This window comes from Pontibacter toksunensis (assembly GCF_042686245.1).
Lineage (GTDB): Bacteria > Bacteroidota > Bacteroidia > Cytophagales > Hymenobacteraceae > Pontibacter > Pontibacter toksunensis.
The window spans coordinates 82,971-97,245 of record NZ_JBHUOX010000013.1; the positions used below are offsets into that span (position 1 = coordinate 82,971).

16 protein-coding genes are annotated in these 14,275 nt (G+C 48.0%); 10 read left to right on the forward strand and 6 right to left on the reverse strand.

The window, feature by feature from the left end; all coding sequences use genetic code 11:
* Positions 1–54: 54 nt before the first annotated feature.
* The 3 genes from ACFS7Z_RS16820 (at position 55) to ACFS7Z_RS16830 (ending at position 2,306) form a co-directional block, all read left to right on the forward strand.
* The gene (locus tag ACFS7Z_RS16820; RefSeq protein WP_377487014.1) at positions 55–1,125 is read left to right on the forward strand and encodes a M42 family metallopeptidase; all 1,071 of its coding nucleotides are present in this window, start codon (positions 55–57) and stop codon (positions 1,123–1,125) included.
* Between the two features lie 95 nt (positions 1,126–1,220).
* Positions 1,221–1,466, forward strand: coding sequence for a hypothetical protein (locus ACFS7Z_RS16825; protein ID WP_377487017.1), 246 nt, complete (start codon positions 1,221–1,223; stop codon positions 1,464–1,466).
* A gap of 63 nt (positions 1,467–1,529) precedes the next feature.
* The gene (locus ACFS7Z_RS16830; RefSeq protein ID WP_377487227.1) at positions 1,530–2,306 is read left to right on the forward strand and encodes an ABC transporter substrate-binding protein; all 777 of its coding nucleotides are present in this window, start codon (positions 1,530–1,532) and stop codon (positions 2,304–2,306) included.
* A 548-nt stretch (positions 2,307–2,854) separates the two neighbouring features.
* Here the strand turns inward: ACFS7Z_RS16830 and ACFS7Z_RS16835 are convergent.
* The 3 genes from ACFS7Z_RS16835 to aroB are packed head-to-tail and all read right to left on the reverse strand — an operon-like array spanning position 2,855 to position 5,650.
* Positions 2,855–3,382 carry a hypothetical protein gene (locus ACFS7Z_RS16835; RefSeq protein ID WP_377487020.1) on the reverse strand — a complete coding sequence of 176 codons (528 nt, stop codon included), beginning with the start codon at positions 3,380–3,382 and terminating at the stop codon, positions 2,855–2,857.
* Positions 3,372–4,616: a 3-phosphoshikimate 1-carboxyvinyltransferase gene (locus ACFS7Z_RS16840; RefSeq protein WP_377487023.1), complete on the reverse strand. Its 1,245-nt coding sequence runs from the start codon at positions 4,614–4,616 to the stop codon at positions 3,372–3,374. The genes ACFS7Z_RS16835 and ACFS7Z_RS16840 overlap by 11 nt, the downstream gene beginning before the upstream one ends.
* Entirely contained in the window at positions 4,613–5,650 is a 1,038-nt protein-coding gene (gene aroB, locus ACFS7Z_RS16845; RefSeq protein WP_377487025.1) for a 3-dehydroquinate synthase, read from the reverse strand. The genes ACFS7Z_RS16840 and aroB overlap by 4 nt, the downstream gene beginning before the upstream one ends.
* A 449-nt stretch (positions 5,651–6,099) precedes the next feature.
* Here aroB and ACFS7Z_RS16850 point away from each other — a divergent pair, with 449 nt between their 5' ends.
* Positions 6,100–7,290, forward strand: coding sequence for a proline dehydrogenase family protein (locus ACFS7Z_RS16850; RefSeq protein ID WP_377487027.1), 1,191 nt, complete (start codon positions 6,100–6,102; stop codon positions 7,288–7,290).
* 188 nt (positions 7,291–7,478) lie between these two features.
* Here the strand turns inward: ACFS7Z_RS16850 and ACFS7Z_RS16855 are convergent, their stop codons facing one another.
* A complete protein-coding gene (locus ACFS7Z_RS16855; protein ID WP_377487029.1) occupies positions 7,479–7,694 on the reverse strand; it encodes a hypothetical protein in 216 nt (71 codons plus the stop codon).
* A gap of 145 nt (positions 7,695–7,839) precedes the next feature.
* Here ACFS7Z_RS16855 and ACFS7Z_RS16860 point away from each other — a divergent pair, with 145 nt between their 5' ends.
* The 6 genes from ACFS7Z_RS16860 to ACFS7Z_RS16885 all read left to right on the forward strand — a co-directional run bounded on the left by ACFS7Z_RS16860 (position 7,840) and on the right by ACFS7Z_RS16885 (position 12,985).
* Positions 7,840–8,412, forward strand: coding sequence for an RNA polymerase sigma factor (locus ACFS7Z_RS16860; RefSeq protein WP_377487032.1), 573 nt, complete (start codon positions 7,840–7,842; stop codon positions 8,410–8,412).
* Positions 8,413–8,457: 45 nt separating this feature from the next.
* A complete protein-coding gene (locus ACFS7Z_RS16865) occupies positions 8,458–9,561 on the forward strand; it encodes a S1C family serine protease (protein ID WP_377487034.1) in 1,104 nt (367 codons plus the stop codon).
* 176 nt (positions 9,562–9,737) lie between these two features.
* Complete coding sequence (locus ACFS7Z_RS16870) at positions 9,738–10,490, forward strand: fasciclin domain-containing protein (RefSeq protein WP_377487036.1); 753 nt, start codon at positions 9,738–9,740, stop codon at positions 10,488–10,490.
* A gap of 292 nt (positions 10,491–10,782) precedes the next feature.
* Complete coding sequence (locus ACFS7Z_RS16875; RefSeq protein ID WP_377487039.1) at positions 10,783–11,430, forward strand: fasciclin domain-containing protein; 648 nt, start codon at positions 10,783–10,785, stop codon at positions 11,428–11,430.
* Between the two features lie 125 nt (positions 11,431–11,555).
* The gene (locus ACFS7Z_RS16880) at positions 11,556–12,089 is read left to right on the forward strand and encodes a hypothetical protein (RefSeq protein ID WP_377487041.1); all 534 of its coding nucleotides are present in this window, start codon (positions 11,556–11,558) and stop codon (positions 12,087–12,089) included.
* 254 nt (positions 12,090–12,343) lie between these two features.
* Entirely contained in the window at positions 12,344–12,985 is a 642-nt protein-coding gene (locus ACFS7Z_RS16885) for a DUF4142 domain-containing protein (RefSeq protein ID WP_377487044.1), read from the forward strand.
* A 55-nt stretch (positions 12,986–13,040) separates the two neighbouring features.
* On the opposite strand, the gene ACFS7Z_RS16890 is transcribed toward ACFS7Z_RS16885, so the two are convergent.
* Positions 13,041–13,589 (reverse strand): arylesterase, encoded by a 549-nt coding sequence (locus ACFS7Z_RS16890; protein ID WP_377487047.1) that lies wholly within the window; start codon positions 13,587–13,589, stop codon positions 13,041–13,043.
* A 108-nt stretch (positions 13,590–13,697) separates the two neighbouring features.
* Positions 13,698–14,153: a PA2169 family four-helix-bundle protein gene (locus ACFS7Z_RS16895; RefSeq protein WP_377487049.1), complete on the reverse strand. Its 456-nt coding sequence runs from the start codon at positions 14,151–14,153 to the stop codon at positions 13,698–13,700.
* Positions 14,154–14,275: the final 122 nt, after the last annotated feature.

The window sequence follows — 14,275 nt, forward strand, 5'->3', positions numbered from 1 at the left end:
ACATAAATATCTATCTTTCTGTTTCCTGACAACCCAAACTGCTAACACACACCTATGCGACCAGAATCATTCGACTTTTTACAGAAATACCTGAACAACTCCTCTCCTACCGGCTTTGAAGCAGAAGGGCAGAAACTTTGGCTGGAGTATGTAAGGCCTTACATCGACAGTTACTTTACTGACACTTACGGTACTGTGGTCGGCGTTATTAACCCGGAGGCAGAATATAAAGTTGTCATAGAGGCGCATGCCGATGAGATTTCCTGGTTTGTGAACTACATTACAGCAGAGGGATACATTTACCTGAAGCGCAACGGCGGCTCTGATGCCCTGATAGCGCCGTCCAAGCGTGTGAACATTTATACCTCCAAAGGCATTGTGAAAGCCGTATTCGGTTGGCCCGCCATTCATGTGCGCAAGGTGGAGAATGACAAGGCCCCAACCATTGAAACCGTGTTCCTGGATTGCGGTGCAAAAAACCGGGAGGAAGTAGAAGAAATGGGCATTCATGTAGGCTGCGTCGCCACATTTGAGGATGAGTTCATGGTGATGAACGACCGCTACTATGTGGGCCGTGCTTTGGATAACCGCATTGGTGGCTTTATGATTGCAGAAGTCGCGCGTATGCTGAAGGAGAACAACAACCAGCTTCCGTTTGGCCTTTACGTTGTGAATGCAGTACAGGAAGAAATTGGTTTGCGTGGTGCTGAAATGATAGCGCACCGCATCAAACCGGATGTAGCCATCATCACAGACGTTACCCACGATACACAGTCGCCGATGTACGAAAAGAAAACCAGCGGTGACATTCACTGTGGCAAAGGCCCTGTGATTGCCTACGGACCGGCTGTGCAGAACAACGTGCGTGACCTGATTATTAATACAGCCAAAGAGAAGGAAATTCCGTTCCAGCGTTCGGCTGTTTCACGTGCCACGGGCACAGATACAGATGCTTTCGCCTACTCTAATGCAGGTGTGGCCTCCGCACTCATCTCACTTCCGCTGAAGTATATGCACACTACCGTGGAAACCGTGCATAAAGATGATGTGGACAACGTGATTAAGATGATTTACGAAACAGTACTCAAAATTCAGGACAAGCAGGATTTCCGCTACCTGAGCTAATGTTGATACAAATAAATGAAACCTCCGGAGCTTCAAAAGCACGGAGGTTTTTATATTCAGGGAACCTGCCTTTTAGCAGTTTAGAGGTATAGCCAATGCACCGATACATGTTCTGGACGTTGATGATTCTGCCATGGGTTGTACTTGCCATTTACCTGAGCAGGCCAAAAGAAGATCCGCGCGTCACTGCTTTTATACTTGTATCGCTGATCATACACCTGGTCATCGTCATTAACATCCGTAGAATATCCGTAGGCCTCACCATACGCGAAACGTTTAAGGCGTTCGTGCCTTTTTGGGGTACAAAAGAATACAAGCGCCTGTACTTCCAGGAAGTATAGGCAGGCACACAGCATAATTAAACTTTATTACTCAAACTATACCAGTTGATTTTCCAAGACCAGATGGGCTACGAGGTTACGCTGCCGGACTTACCGCAGCGTATTATTTCGCTGGTGCCGTCCCAAACGGAGCTGTTGTTTGATTTAGGTCTAGGAGATCGCATCATTGGTGTAACGAAGTTCTGTATCCATCCGGAGCCACAGGTAAAGCAGAAGGCCATCATTGGCGGCACCAAGAACTTCCGGTTCGATGCCATTGCTGAACTGCAGCCAGACCTGATTGTTGGTAACAAGGAAGAAAACTACAAGGAAGGCATAGAGCAGCTGCAGCAAAAGTACCCGGTCTGGATGAGCGATATCTATACCTTAGATGATGCCCTGCAGATGATGCAGCAGGTGGGGCAGTTAACAGGCACCGAGGCCCGAGCACAGGAACTGATGCAGGGTATAAGCACAGGCTTTTCTTCCCTGCAACCCAATCAGCCACTCATCAGCACTGCCTACTTTATCTGGCGCAAGCCCTACATGGCAGTGGGCAGCCACAACATCATAGACCATATGCTGCAACGCTGCGGCTTCCAGAATGTGTTCTCAGACCTGGCACGATACCCTGAAATCACTCCAGAACAGCTGCAACAGGCAAATCCGCAATTCATACTACTATCCTCAGAGCCATACCCGTTCAAGGAAAAGCATGTGGCAGAATTCCGGGAACTTTGCCCGCAGGCGGTAATAAAAATTGTTGACGGTGAAATGTTCAGTTGGTACGGCAGCAGGCTAATAAATGCACCAGCCTATCTGCAGCAGGTAATTGAGGAGGTAAAGCAGGAGCTTCCATAGGCCTAGCCCCTAAGCCCTGGCGCGGGAATCTATACCATGATGCAGAGTGGGTGCAGGTTTCTAGACTCGCTTTAGTGTCGCAAGTTTAGGCAAGTTTAATGCAACCCATACCGAATTACATCAAACTTTCTCTGTAGTACCAACTTTTCCTGATGTACCGGGTCCAACCACCCCTGCCCCTCCTTGTCAAAGGAGGGGAGCCTGCTTTTTAAATTTGCAAAGCGCTTTTTTCATTGTTGTGGCTTTACTTATAAAACGTAATATTATAATTTGCCGGCACGGAGTGAATGTGTATCCAGTCTTTGGGTTGAGCGCCTTGTAAATTTCCGGTGCCACGCTAGTGGCAGCCGCAAGGCAGGAAATATACACAGCGCGATGCCCGAAGACGAGGCCTCTCGGCCTAGAGAGCACAGAAAACAAGATGGAAAAGGCTGTTAGTAAGTCGATGGATAAGCCGTGGCTACAGCAGCTTAGACAAAGCTATAGAAAGAGCCTAAAGAAGAATGTTGTTACACTGCGCTAAACTTGCGACAGCAGACATGATAAGGCTATTTCAACCCCTGTAACAACTGCTTCGCTCTATCGGAAACTTCTTTGAAATAAGCGGCATCCTGCTGCACCTCGACGGCACTTTTGCGCAGCACTTCCCGCTTGTTATCAGGCTCAGCTAAAGCAGAAAGAGTAACGATTCTTTCGATGCGTTTCTTTTGCTCCATGATTAGGTCCTCCAACGGCAGTTGTTCCAAGGCCTCTATTAACGGCAGCCTGAAGTCCTTATGCTCTATCTTCTCCTCATCGAGCAAGCGAAACACGGCAGCCACAGCCTCATCTTCATAAGGCGTATGCACAGCAGTTTTTATCAGCTCAGCTGTTGTCGGCAAAGGCAGCTTTATCAAAAGCAGATAGCCGCCACCCTCTGCGGCGGCGGTAGCATAGCACTTCATCCAGAAAGCGCCGGAGTCTTTGTGCTTGTATACAGCAGCCCAACCGCCGGCAGCTTCTTCCATCAGTTGCATTTGGCTGAGCTGCTCTTCAATCAGGCTGGCATCTCCGTATAAGCGCCTTTTACTGTTCATGCTCAATTTTAAATCCTACTTTCTCCAGGTCTTCCCAATAGCGCGGGTAAGACTTTCGCACCACGCTTGGCTCCTGTATCTGCACAGGCTCCAGGAGTGCCAGCGGTGCAAAGGCCATGGCCATCCGGTGGTCCTGGTAGGTGCGGAAGGAAAGCCTGTCTTTGGTGATGATGCCTGGCACTAAGCGGAAAACGTTTGGCGATATTTCCTGCATGGAGGAGTTAATGCTGAGTACCTCCAGCTGCAGCGCCTGAATACGGTCTGTTTCTTTGATTCGGAGGCTCTCTAAGCCTGTCATCTCTACCGTCACACCCAAACCCGCACAAAGTGCCACAATGGTTTGCGCCAAATCCGGGCAGTCGGAGAAGTCATAGGATACCTGGCGCTCATGCTCTTTCTTGATTAGCTGCACGCCGCCTTCCACAAAAGAAGTGTATACCCCCAGGCGGCTCATGATATCCACAATGGCGCGGTCGCCCTGGAAAGACTTTTCCTTCAGGCCGAGCAGCGTAATATCCGCCTCTTTAGCCAGCGCCACCAGACTATACCAGTAACTTGCCGCCGACCAGTCAGACTCAACTTGAAAGGTAGCCGCTTTGTACTGCTGGTGCGGCACTGTAATCGTATTCCCCTCAAATGATGCAGACACACCAAAATGCTGCATCAGCGAAAGCGTCATTTCAATGTATGGCCGGGAACCTATTTTTCCCTCCAGTTCCAGTTCCAAGCCATCCGGCAGCAGGGGCCCCACCATCAGCAGCGCAGAGATGTACTGGCTGCTGATATCGCTCCGTACTTTTAGGTTGCGCTTGCCATTCCCGTTAAAGCCACTCATTTTCATGGGAGGATATCCCTCCTCTCCCAGGTACTCGATGCTGGCACCTAACTCTTTCAGCGCCTCCACCAGCACTTTGATAGGGCGCTGGCACATGCGCTCTGTTCCGGTCAATATTTTTTGCTGGCCAGTTACAGCATAGTATGCCGTCAGAAAGCGCATCACAGTACCTGCATCTTCCGCATCAATTGTTTCAGCATCGCTTTTCAGGAGGCGCTGCAGCAGTTGTGTGTCGTTGGCCTCCGACAGGTTGTGCAATTCTGACTCTTTCCCGGACAATGCTGCAATGATAAGCGCACGGTTTGCCTCGCTTTTGGATGCAGGCAATTTTATACTTCCGTTCAGAATACCCGTTGGATGGGTCAGCGTAAAGGAGGTAAGGTTTTTTGATGATATCATAGTAATTCGTAGTAGCGTAATGACTCCTCGATGTCGTGGAGCGTGATAGGTTGATTGTAGACGGCGTGGCCAATGCCCCGTAACAAGGTGCAGTTAATGGCGAAGCCAGAGTTCTTTTTATCCTGCAGCGCCAGTACAGCTATCTTCTCAACATCTTCGGGCTTCAGCACCACCTTCTCATAAATCGTCTCCAGGAACACCTCAATTTTTCCTAAATCTTCTTCGGATAGCAGCTCCTTCTTCACCGACAGAAAGGCTTCGCACACCATTCCAACGGCAATGGCTTCACCATGTAAAATCTCACGGCCTGGCTGGCCCATCAGGTACGTTTCCACGGCATGTCCGATGGTATGCCCGAAGTTCAGGATTTTCCGCAAGCCGCCCTCCAGCGGATCCGCTTCCACTACCTTCGATTTGATCGCGACAGAATGGCGAATCAGCTCCTCCCAGTCATCTGTCATGATACCGATGTGCCGCTGCTCCTCGAACTTTTCTCCATCTGCAATCAGCCAGTGCTTGATGATTTCGGCATAGCCGGACTTTAGCTGCCGCTGCGGAAGTGTCTCCAGAAAAGTGGGGTGAATAAATACAGCCTGTGGTTCCTGGTACACACCGATGTGGTTTTTCAGGCCATGAAAATCAACACCAGTTTTGCCGCCCACACTGGCATCTACCTGCGCCAGCAGCGTGGTAGGCACCTGCACAAAGTATATTCCGCGTTTGAAGAGCGCTGCACAGAAGCCGCCCATATCCCCTATCACCCCACCGCCTAGGTTTACCAGCACCGACCAGCGATCCAGGTGCATCTCCGTCATGCGCTGCCAAATGGTCTCGCAGGTTTGCAGCGTCTTGTGCTCCTCCCCACTCTTTATCTGGATAAGCTCATGGGCAGGCAGGTGTTGCTTAAGCTGCGGGTAGCAGTGCGCTAAAGTATGCTCGTCTACCAGCACCGCCACTTTATGAAAGGCACGGTTCTGCAGCAATATGGTTAGCTCCTGCAGTGCATTATTTCCGATGTGTATCGTCTCTGTCACAGTAGTGGTATGCTTTAACTGTCATTAACACTCAAAAGCAGCCTGTTTTGCTCAGCCATAATGGCCGCTGCCAGGCATGCTGCAAGCGCAATATAGTAGCTACCGACGAACTTTCAGTCTGAAAGAGAAGATTAAGTGTCAGAAACAGGTCCTGATCAGCTTCATGGGTCATGCAAAACGTGGTACTATTTTCCACCCCACACTTACTTTCTGTTGCACCTATCCGCTACAGGCAACCGGCTTACGGGCAGGTTAGAGATCTGCGTATGACGGCTGAGGGGAAAAAAGTATCATCATGCCCTTAAGCACTTGAAGCATAACGCGATGTTACTACCTGCCGTTTTAAGGCGAAAGGCGGGCTTGGAGCAGCTTTTTTGCCAGATATCAGCTTATTAAGATGATTGTTTCTGTAGCTGAACCGCTATCTTTGCAGCACTAATTTTATGTACATGAACACTGTTACCAACGTTTCTTTCGAAGACACAGCTATTGCATTCTATTCGAAGTCAGACGCAGAGCTGTACAAGCTGTACCTGCTGTTTAAAATGATGAACAGCAACTTCCTCGTGAAAACAGGTGGCACCCTGCTGAACACTGCCTTAGATCTACATCTACCAGTAAAATTCATCATCAAAAAAACCGTCTTTAACCACTTCTGTGGCGGCGAAACCATTGAAGAGTCAGAGCGGGCCATCCGGGAGCTAAGCCAATACAACATTGGCACCATACTGGATTATTCTGTAGAGGGAGAAGGAGACGAAAAAAGCTTTAACGCTACCCGCGACGAACTCCTGCGCACAGTAGACAAAGCCAAAGGCCACAAGCTGATTCCTTTTTCTGTGTTCAAGGTAACAGGCTTGGTAGATATAAACCTGCTGGAGAAAGTACAGACGAGGCAGGAACTGACCGCAGAGGAGCGTGCCGCATTTGAGCGAGGCCGCGACCGTGTAAATGCAATCTGCCAGCGTTGTTTTGAGTCTAATGTGCCTGTGTTTATAGATGCAGAAGAGAGCTGGATTCAGGAGACCATAGATAACCTGACCTATGAGATGATGGCGCTGTATAATAAAGAGCGGGCCATTGTTTACAACACCTACCAGATGTACCGCCACGACCGCCTGGAGGTAATCCAACGCGACTATGCCAATGCCGTAAAGGATGGTTACTATCTGGGAGCTAAGCTGGTGCGTGGAGCTTATATGGAGAAAGAGCGCAGACGCGCGCAGGCAGAAGGCTATCCAGACCCAATCAACCCGACCAAAGAAGCCTCTGATGAACTCTTTGATGATGCGCTGCGCTTTTGTGTAGCGCATATAGACCGGATATATTTTTGTGCCGGTACCCATAACGAGCAAAGCTCTTATCTTTTGATGGAGCTGATGGCAGAACACAACATTGCGCCCGGTGATGCGCGCGTTTACTTTTCGCAGCTGTATGGTATGAGCGACAACCTCTCTTACAACCTGGCCAAGGCGGGCTACAATGTTGCCAAGTATGTACCTTACGGACCTGTGGAAGCGGTAATGCCTTACCTGCTGCGCAGGGCTAACGAGAACACTGCCATTGCCGGTCAAAGCAGCCGCGAGTTTAACCTCATCAAAAAAGAGATGGAGCGCCGCAAGCTTGCAAAGCAGCGCTAGCAGCTATCACAACTCTAAGAAGCATACAAAAGGCGTCTGTTTTTTACCGGTTCCCGGCTTAACAGGGTGAATAAAAGACAGGCGCTTTTCAGATATCAGATAAAAACAGAAGGGCCTCATGCATATCCGCATGGGGCCCTTCTGTGTGTTTTAGAACTATATGCTATTCGCAGTAGTTCCTGCTAAAATTACTGAACTTCAGTAGCTGGAGCTTCTTCAACTACAACAGTTGAGTCAACTACAACTTCTTCAGTAGCAGGGGCTACTTCTTCAACTGGAGCAACTTCTTCTTCAGTTACAACCTCAGTTTCAACAGCCTCAGCCTCAGTTGTTGCTTCTTCGTTGCAAGCAGTGAAAGCAGTAAGAGCAAGAGCTACGAAAGCGAATTTGAATAAATTTTTCATTTTGCGTTTGTGATTAAGTGTTTTGGTTTCGATTTTGAACTTCATACCGGAACCGGCGATAGGTAACCCAGCTTTTTCAAAAAATTAAAATTATTTTTTTTCAGAGGGTTACATTTGGGGCCCAAACGTATTAAAATTGACTGGAATGAAGAAGAGTTTGTATGAGACGGATGAGGCGATAATAAATGGCATCCGGCGCGACGATGAGAGAGCGTTGGCCTACCTGTACAAACTTTACTTCCCAATGATATCGCATCTTATTTTAAATAACTCTGGAACCGACGACGAGGCGAAAGACATTTACCAGGAAGGTGTTATCGTGTTTTATGAGAAGATAAGGGGAAACACGCTTGAACTGAATTGCCAGATAAAAACGTACCTGTACTCCGTATGCCGCAGGCTATGGCTAAAGCGGTTGGCTGAGAAAGGAAGGTATGCAGTAAAAGTGGAGGACTCAGAGTCTTTCCTTCCTGTGGAGGAAGATACGCAGCACCACGAAGAGCAGGAAAGGCAGTTCGGGGTAATGGGCGAGTCTCTGGAGCAGTTAGGAGAACCTTGCCGGTCTTTGCTGGAGGATTACTACATCAGGATGCAGAATATGCAGGATATTACAGAGAAGTTTGGCTATACCAACTCTGATACAGCCAAAAACCAGAAGTATAAGTGCCTGCAACGCCTGAAAAAACTTTTTTTTGCCACCTATAAGCCCGAGGTATAAGGGTTAGCTTTACCAGGCCTGCACAAGGCCACAGAGGAAACAAAGATGTTAGAGTACCGCGCTTACGAGCAAATAGAGAGCTACCTGAACAATGAAATGGCTGCCGACGAAAAAGCAGCTTTTGAAGTGCTGTTGCGCACGGATGTGCGCCTGGCAGAGCAGGTACGGGAGCACAGGAAACTGCTGCAAACCATGCGCAGCTTTGGCAAGCGCCAGTCGCTGAAGCTGCAGCTGAACCGCATCCATGCAGAAATGGAGAGCGAAACTACTGCAGCTGCGACTACGGCCATACCAGCCGGGTGGAAGGTGTTTTGGAACCGCCACTATCAGACAGTTGCCGTTGCCGCCAGCGTTTCAATGCTTTCTGTGCTGGGTACACTCTTCAGCGTGCAGCAGTTGAAGGCGCCCGTGCGCCAGCAAACAGCACGCTATGTAGAGCTGCGCCGCGAAGTAGAACTCCTCAAGAAAACGCAGACGGCTATCATCAATGGCATCAACGATGCCACTAAACCAGCTCCTCGTCCTGCTGCTTTCAGCGGTACAGGCTTTGCCATCAATGCAGACGGCTATCTTGTGACCAGCTCACACGTAGTAGAAGGTGCTGACTCTGTGCTGATAGAAAACGAGGCCGGGCAGAAGTATAAAGTTGTAGAGATTTACCGTGACCAGATTCACGACCTCTCTATCCTGAAAGTATCTGATCCTTCGTTCACCTCTTTTGGCAAACTGCCTTATACCTTCAAAACGGCAGAATCAGACTTAGGAGAAAAAGTGTATACTTTGGGATATCCGCGTGAGGACATTGTGTTTGGAGAAGGCGCCTTGAGTTCCGCTACCGGTTTTGAGGGTGACACGACAGCGTACCAGATATCCATACCCCTTAACCCGGGTAACAGCGGCGGACCGCTGCTGGATGATAAAGGCAATTTAATAGGTGTGATCAGCGGAAAGCAGGCCGGGCAGGAAGGTGCAGCTTTTGCCATTAAATCTGCGTATTTATTGCAGATGATCAATGAGTTACCGAAATCAGATACTTCGGCCGCAATTGCACTCTCTCTACCACAGAAAAATGCACTTTCAGACCAAAACAGACCACAGCAGCTTAAAAAGCTTAAAGATTACGTTTTTGTAGTGAAGGTGTATAATTAATTAGTAAGACCCTGAAACCCTTTAGTGAAGGTTAAAATTACCCCCTTAGCAGCAGCTAAAAATCACCCCCATACCTTAACATTTTCATTTAGAATCAGTTATAATAATAAGTAAATAGATTTTATACAATCAATTTAGATTGCATTAATCTTCCGAACTTAAAAAAACTGATAACTATGAAAAAGAGAACAATAATCCCTACAGCATTTGCCGCCATTATGCTTTTTGGCTGTGCTGGATCAAATGACACAATGAATGACACTACTGCAATGGATACGTCTACCACAATGAGTGAGACACAATCTATGGCAGGTACCGCTGCTGATGCCACTACCACTACAGATGCTGGTACAGTAAAAGCCCTCATAATAGAAAGAGAAATTGTAGCTCCGATTGCTACTATAGCAGTTGCTGCTCTCCCTATGGAGAACCCGGTAGAGCTTGATGAGATGTACGAAGACGTTGCTGATACCGAGCAGTTCAATGTAATGGATTTGGCCAGAAAGAGCCCTAACCTTTCCACTTTTGTAAAGCTTATTGAGTATGCAGACCTCGTACAGGACATTAACAGACTGAACGAAGCCACGCTTTTTGCCCCTACTAATGAGGCTTTTGCCAAAATGGATAGACAGAAGCTGGAGATGCTGCTGATGCCTGAGAACAAGGCGCAGTTAATGCAGGTACTTCAGGCCCACGTGCTACCAAGCAAAGTAAGCTCTTTGCAGTTTAACACAACACAGCGTATCCAGTTAACTGAAGATCGTTATATCCCGATTGATGTAACTATGAACGGTACTAACGTTGTAGTAGGTGGTGCCAGTATTGTAAAGAACAACATAGAAGCCTCTAACGGTTTTATTCACGTTGTTGACAGTGTAATTCTACCAGACCAGGTAGCCGTTGAAGGCGGTGCTGGTATAGGATACTAATCCTGGATAAACAGATAGACATAAGAAGAGCTCTTCCTGCACAGGGAGAGCTCTTCTTTTTAATACTCATCTCATTTTAATTCCGGAGGCTGTAAAAGGCCCCTACGGTTGTTACCCCAGTGCTCTGAAAGCAAAACCGCAACGGCACCTTCAGGAGGCAAATTCTCCTTACTGTATTTCAAGTTTAGCTTCACCAGCTTGCTACCTCCCACACTTACTTCAACTCAGGGCAGACATTAAGAACAGATTTGAGCCTTTGCCCGTTTAACTAAACCACACGAGAACAACCTTTATGAAAAGAACAATCCAAAAAACAATGTTAGTAGCTGCAACGGCTGTCTTGAGCTATGGCTGCGCCAGTTCAGACTCTACCATGGATACCACAGGCACCGCTGTCGAAGCCGGGATCACCGAAAATGAGTCCGGCTCGCAGGCTCCCATGGACCCAGACACAGACATGTCGGCGGAGCGGACAGGAGACAATAACGTATCGGCTAACAACGAGATTGGCCGAAACATGAACATTGTGGCGCTGGTGCAGCAGAATCCGAATCTGTCTACTTTTCTGGAGTTGATACGCGCCTCTGATCTTGTTACTGTTTTGGAAAGCCCGGCTCCTTATACTGTTTTTGCCCCAACCAACGAGGCCTTTGCCGCTCTTCCGGCAGGCACAGTTGAAAGCCTGAAAGACCCTGCCGCTAAAATGGAGCTAACCCGCATTTTACAGGCTCACGTGCTCCCAAACAGAATAAGTGCTGCTGAAATGCAACATAACATGCCCATGAAAACAGCACAGGGCGAAGAAGTAATTGTCACCAAAGACGGTGCTGTCTTATCAGTGGGTGGAGCAAGAGTTATAACTCCCGATGTACAGGCTTCCAACGGTATCATTCATGTGGTAGACAAAGTACTTGTCCCGCCGCAAAACAACGACAGGTAGCTTAAGCTTAAAACCCAAAATGTAACCATAGCCGACTGACACCGTTAAGATAAGGGGCAGGGAAAGCTAGATAATTGCGCTTTCACCTCCTTATGAACTAATAAACCGAACTAAAAAACAAAACTATGAACAGAACAGATGATGCAGGTATGATGACCGCGATGTTTCCTGACAGAGAAAGTGCAGAACGCGCTTATGAAGAGTTAAGAGCACGTGGCTATGATAAAGATGATATAAATGTAGTAATGTCGGATGACGCTCGTAAGCGCCATTTCGCAGGCGAGGATAAAGACGACACAACAGAACTTGGTAACAAGTCCCTTGAAGGTACAGGTGCCGGTTCCGCAATTGGTGGTACCCTTGGTGCTATTGTTGGTGCGGTAGCCGCCATTGGTACATCAGTGGCTATTCCAGGCTTAGGCCTTGTAGTTGCCGGTCCGCTGGCAGCAGGTCTTGCCGGTGCTGGTGCTGGTGGTCTTACAGGTGGTCTGATTGGTGCTTTGGTAGGCGCAGGTATTCCTGAAGAGCGTGCTAAAGTTTACGAGTCAGGTGTGAAAGAAGGTAACATTGTGCTTGGTTTCAGACCTCACAACGCAGAAGATGCACGTTACTTCGAAACCCACTTCCAGAAAAACAGAGGTGAGCACATCTATTATTAAGATGCACTAATTTAATTATAAGAAGAGCCTGCCTTAAAAAGGGCAGGCTCTTCTGTTTTAAGCCCAAGCCTATCTGGTATAAGCCCAAGCCCATCTGGTATACTTCACTACAATCCTAAATTGAAGACTGCCAATTTTATGAATAAGTAGCCTGTCCGAAAATGGAGACGCTAAGCCGTTCAGCAAACAAATTGCGGTAGTTTCGTATGCATCAGGTATATAACTTGTTTTTCTACTTAATGAAAATAAACACTATGAGAAAGATGAAGATAGCCGCCGCTTTTCTGGCAGGAATGTTAGCCTTTGCTTCCTGCGGCGATTCAGGCACAAACGAGCAGGAAACAGATATAACAGGAACCCCCACAGTAGCCGGCATTGACTCTACCTTGACACAGGACAGGCAGGACTTAATGGCTTTTGCGGCACGCAACAACATGCTGCAGATAGAACTGGGTCGCCTGGCAACACAGCAGGGTACCACCGACCCGATAAAGCAATACGGGCAGCAACTGGTAGACTGGTACACTACAAAGCAGCAGGAGTTACAGGAGTTAGCGCAGCAATACAACCTCACACTACCACAACAGATGGAAGAAGACCAGTTGCAGCACGTAGAAGAACTGCGCGGGACACAAGCCAGTGAGTTTAATAACAAGTATTGGGAGGAGTTGGCTGATGCGCAGGAGAATGCAATCGATGAGTTTGACAGTTCGCTGAAAGACGTGGAAGAAGCAGAGGCATCTGCCTTCAGCTTATGGGCACGCAATACCAGAAAAGAATTACAGGCACAGATGGAACAAGCCAAGACGCAGGATTTTATGCAGGAGTACGATAGGCCGGCAGGTGTTAGAGCCAACCCGGATGAGAGCTCCGGGGCTCGGATTGGAGACCAATAGTAAACATAAACAACAATGGCGAAGCATTCCTTCGCCATTGTTGTTTTACCTTTCACTAGAGTAGCTCTTCCAGCACCTTCCAGGTATGCTGCGCCAGTAGTTTCTGCCCCTCTGCATTTGGGTGTATCCCATCCGGCAGGTTCAGGTAGCGGTTACCCACCACTCCCTCCAGCAGAAAGGGGATAAAGGAGACGTTCTCCTTCAGCGCCAGTTCCCGGAACAGTTTCCTGAACTCTGCTGCGTACATGCCGGGCACGATATCGGGTATTTCCATACCGGAGAGTATAATCTTCACTTCAGGGTTCTTCAACCGTACTTTTCGTATTATTTCGTGCAGGTTTTTTGTTGTCTCCCGGGTAGGTATACCCCGCAGACCATCGTTTGCTCCCAGCGCCAGCGCCAGAATATCAACCTGCTCGTTTAACCAGCGGTCTATCCGGTAAACACCTCCGGAGGTCGTGTCACCACTCAGACCCGCGTTAATTACTTTATAATCGTGCCCCTTCTCCTTCAGCATCTCCTGTATCAGGCTTGGGTAAGCCTGCGCGGCAGGCAAGCCGTAGCCAGCAGTTAGGCTGTCTCCCAAAAATAATATGTTCTTCATCTCTCTGTGGCTTTTATGTTATTAGGCGGAGGTGCTTCTTACCCTACCAGTTAAAAACAAAAAGGGTTACCATTGCTGGCAACCCCTTCTATTACTTTCTTTATTTGGTTAGTCTACAGTTTTTTTCATCTGCCGGAGTCGCTCACAGGTAGTCAGTGAGGTTTGTTTTTGCTTTTCTACCATCTGAACAATACTCTCAGGCAGCTCAGCCCTATGGTCAAGGGCATCGTTGTAGGCTTTCTGCGCCCACTCTTCTCCGGTTAAGTTCGCTTCTATGATAGACTCTTCATCACTACCGGTTACGGCTGACTTAACATCCATCCACCCTCTGAATATTTTACCTTTTGCAGTGGTGCTCTCTTGTCTTTCACCACCGTATTTGCTGATGTTTCTGTTTATCTCGTTCGAGAACATGTTGCTCTCATTTACCAGGTCTTTGTAGTAAGACTGGTGCGCCGGATTCTTTGTAGCCTCGGCAGCATGCTTATAGCCTTCTATTCTATCATTTACAAACTGGTTCAGTTCCTGAAGAACATTTACCGTGGTTTCATTGTTGTTTTGCATAGCTTTATCAGTTTTGGTTACACTATCCGAAACGAAAACAAACCAGTAAGAGTTATAATAAGGAGGCGCAGGAGCCGTATATACTCTGATAGGCGGCAGGTTCCGGAAACGTAAAGTATGTG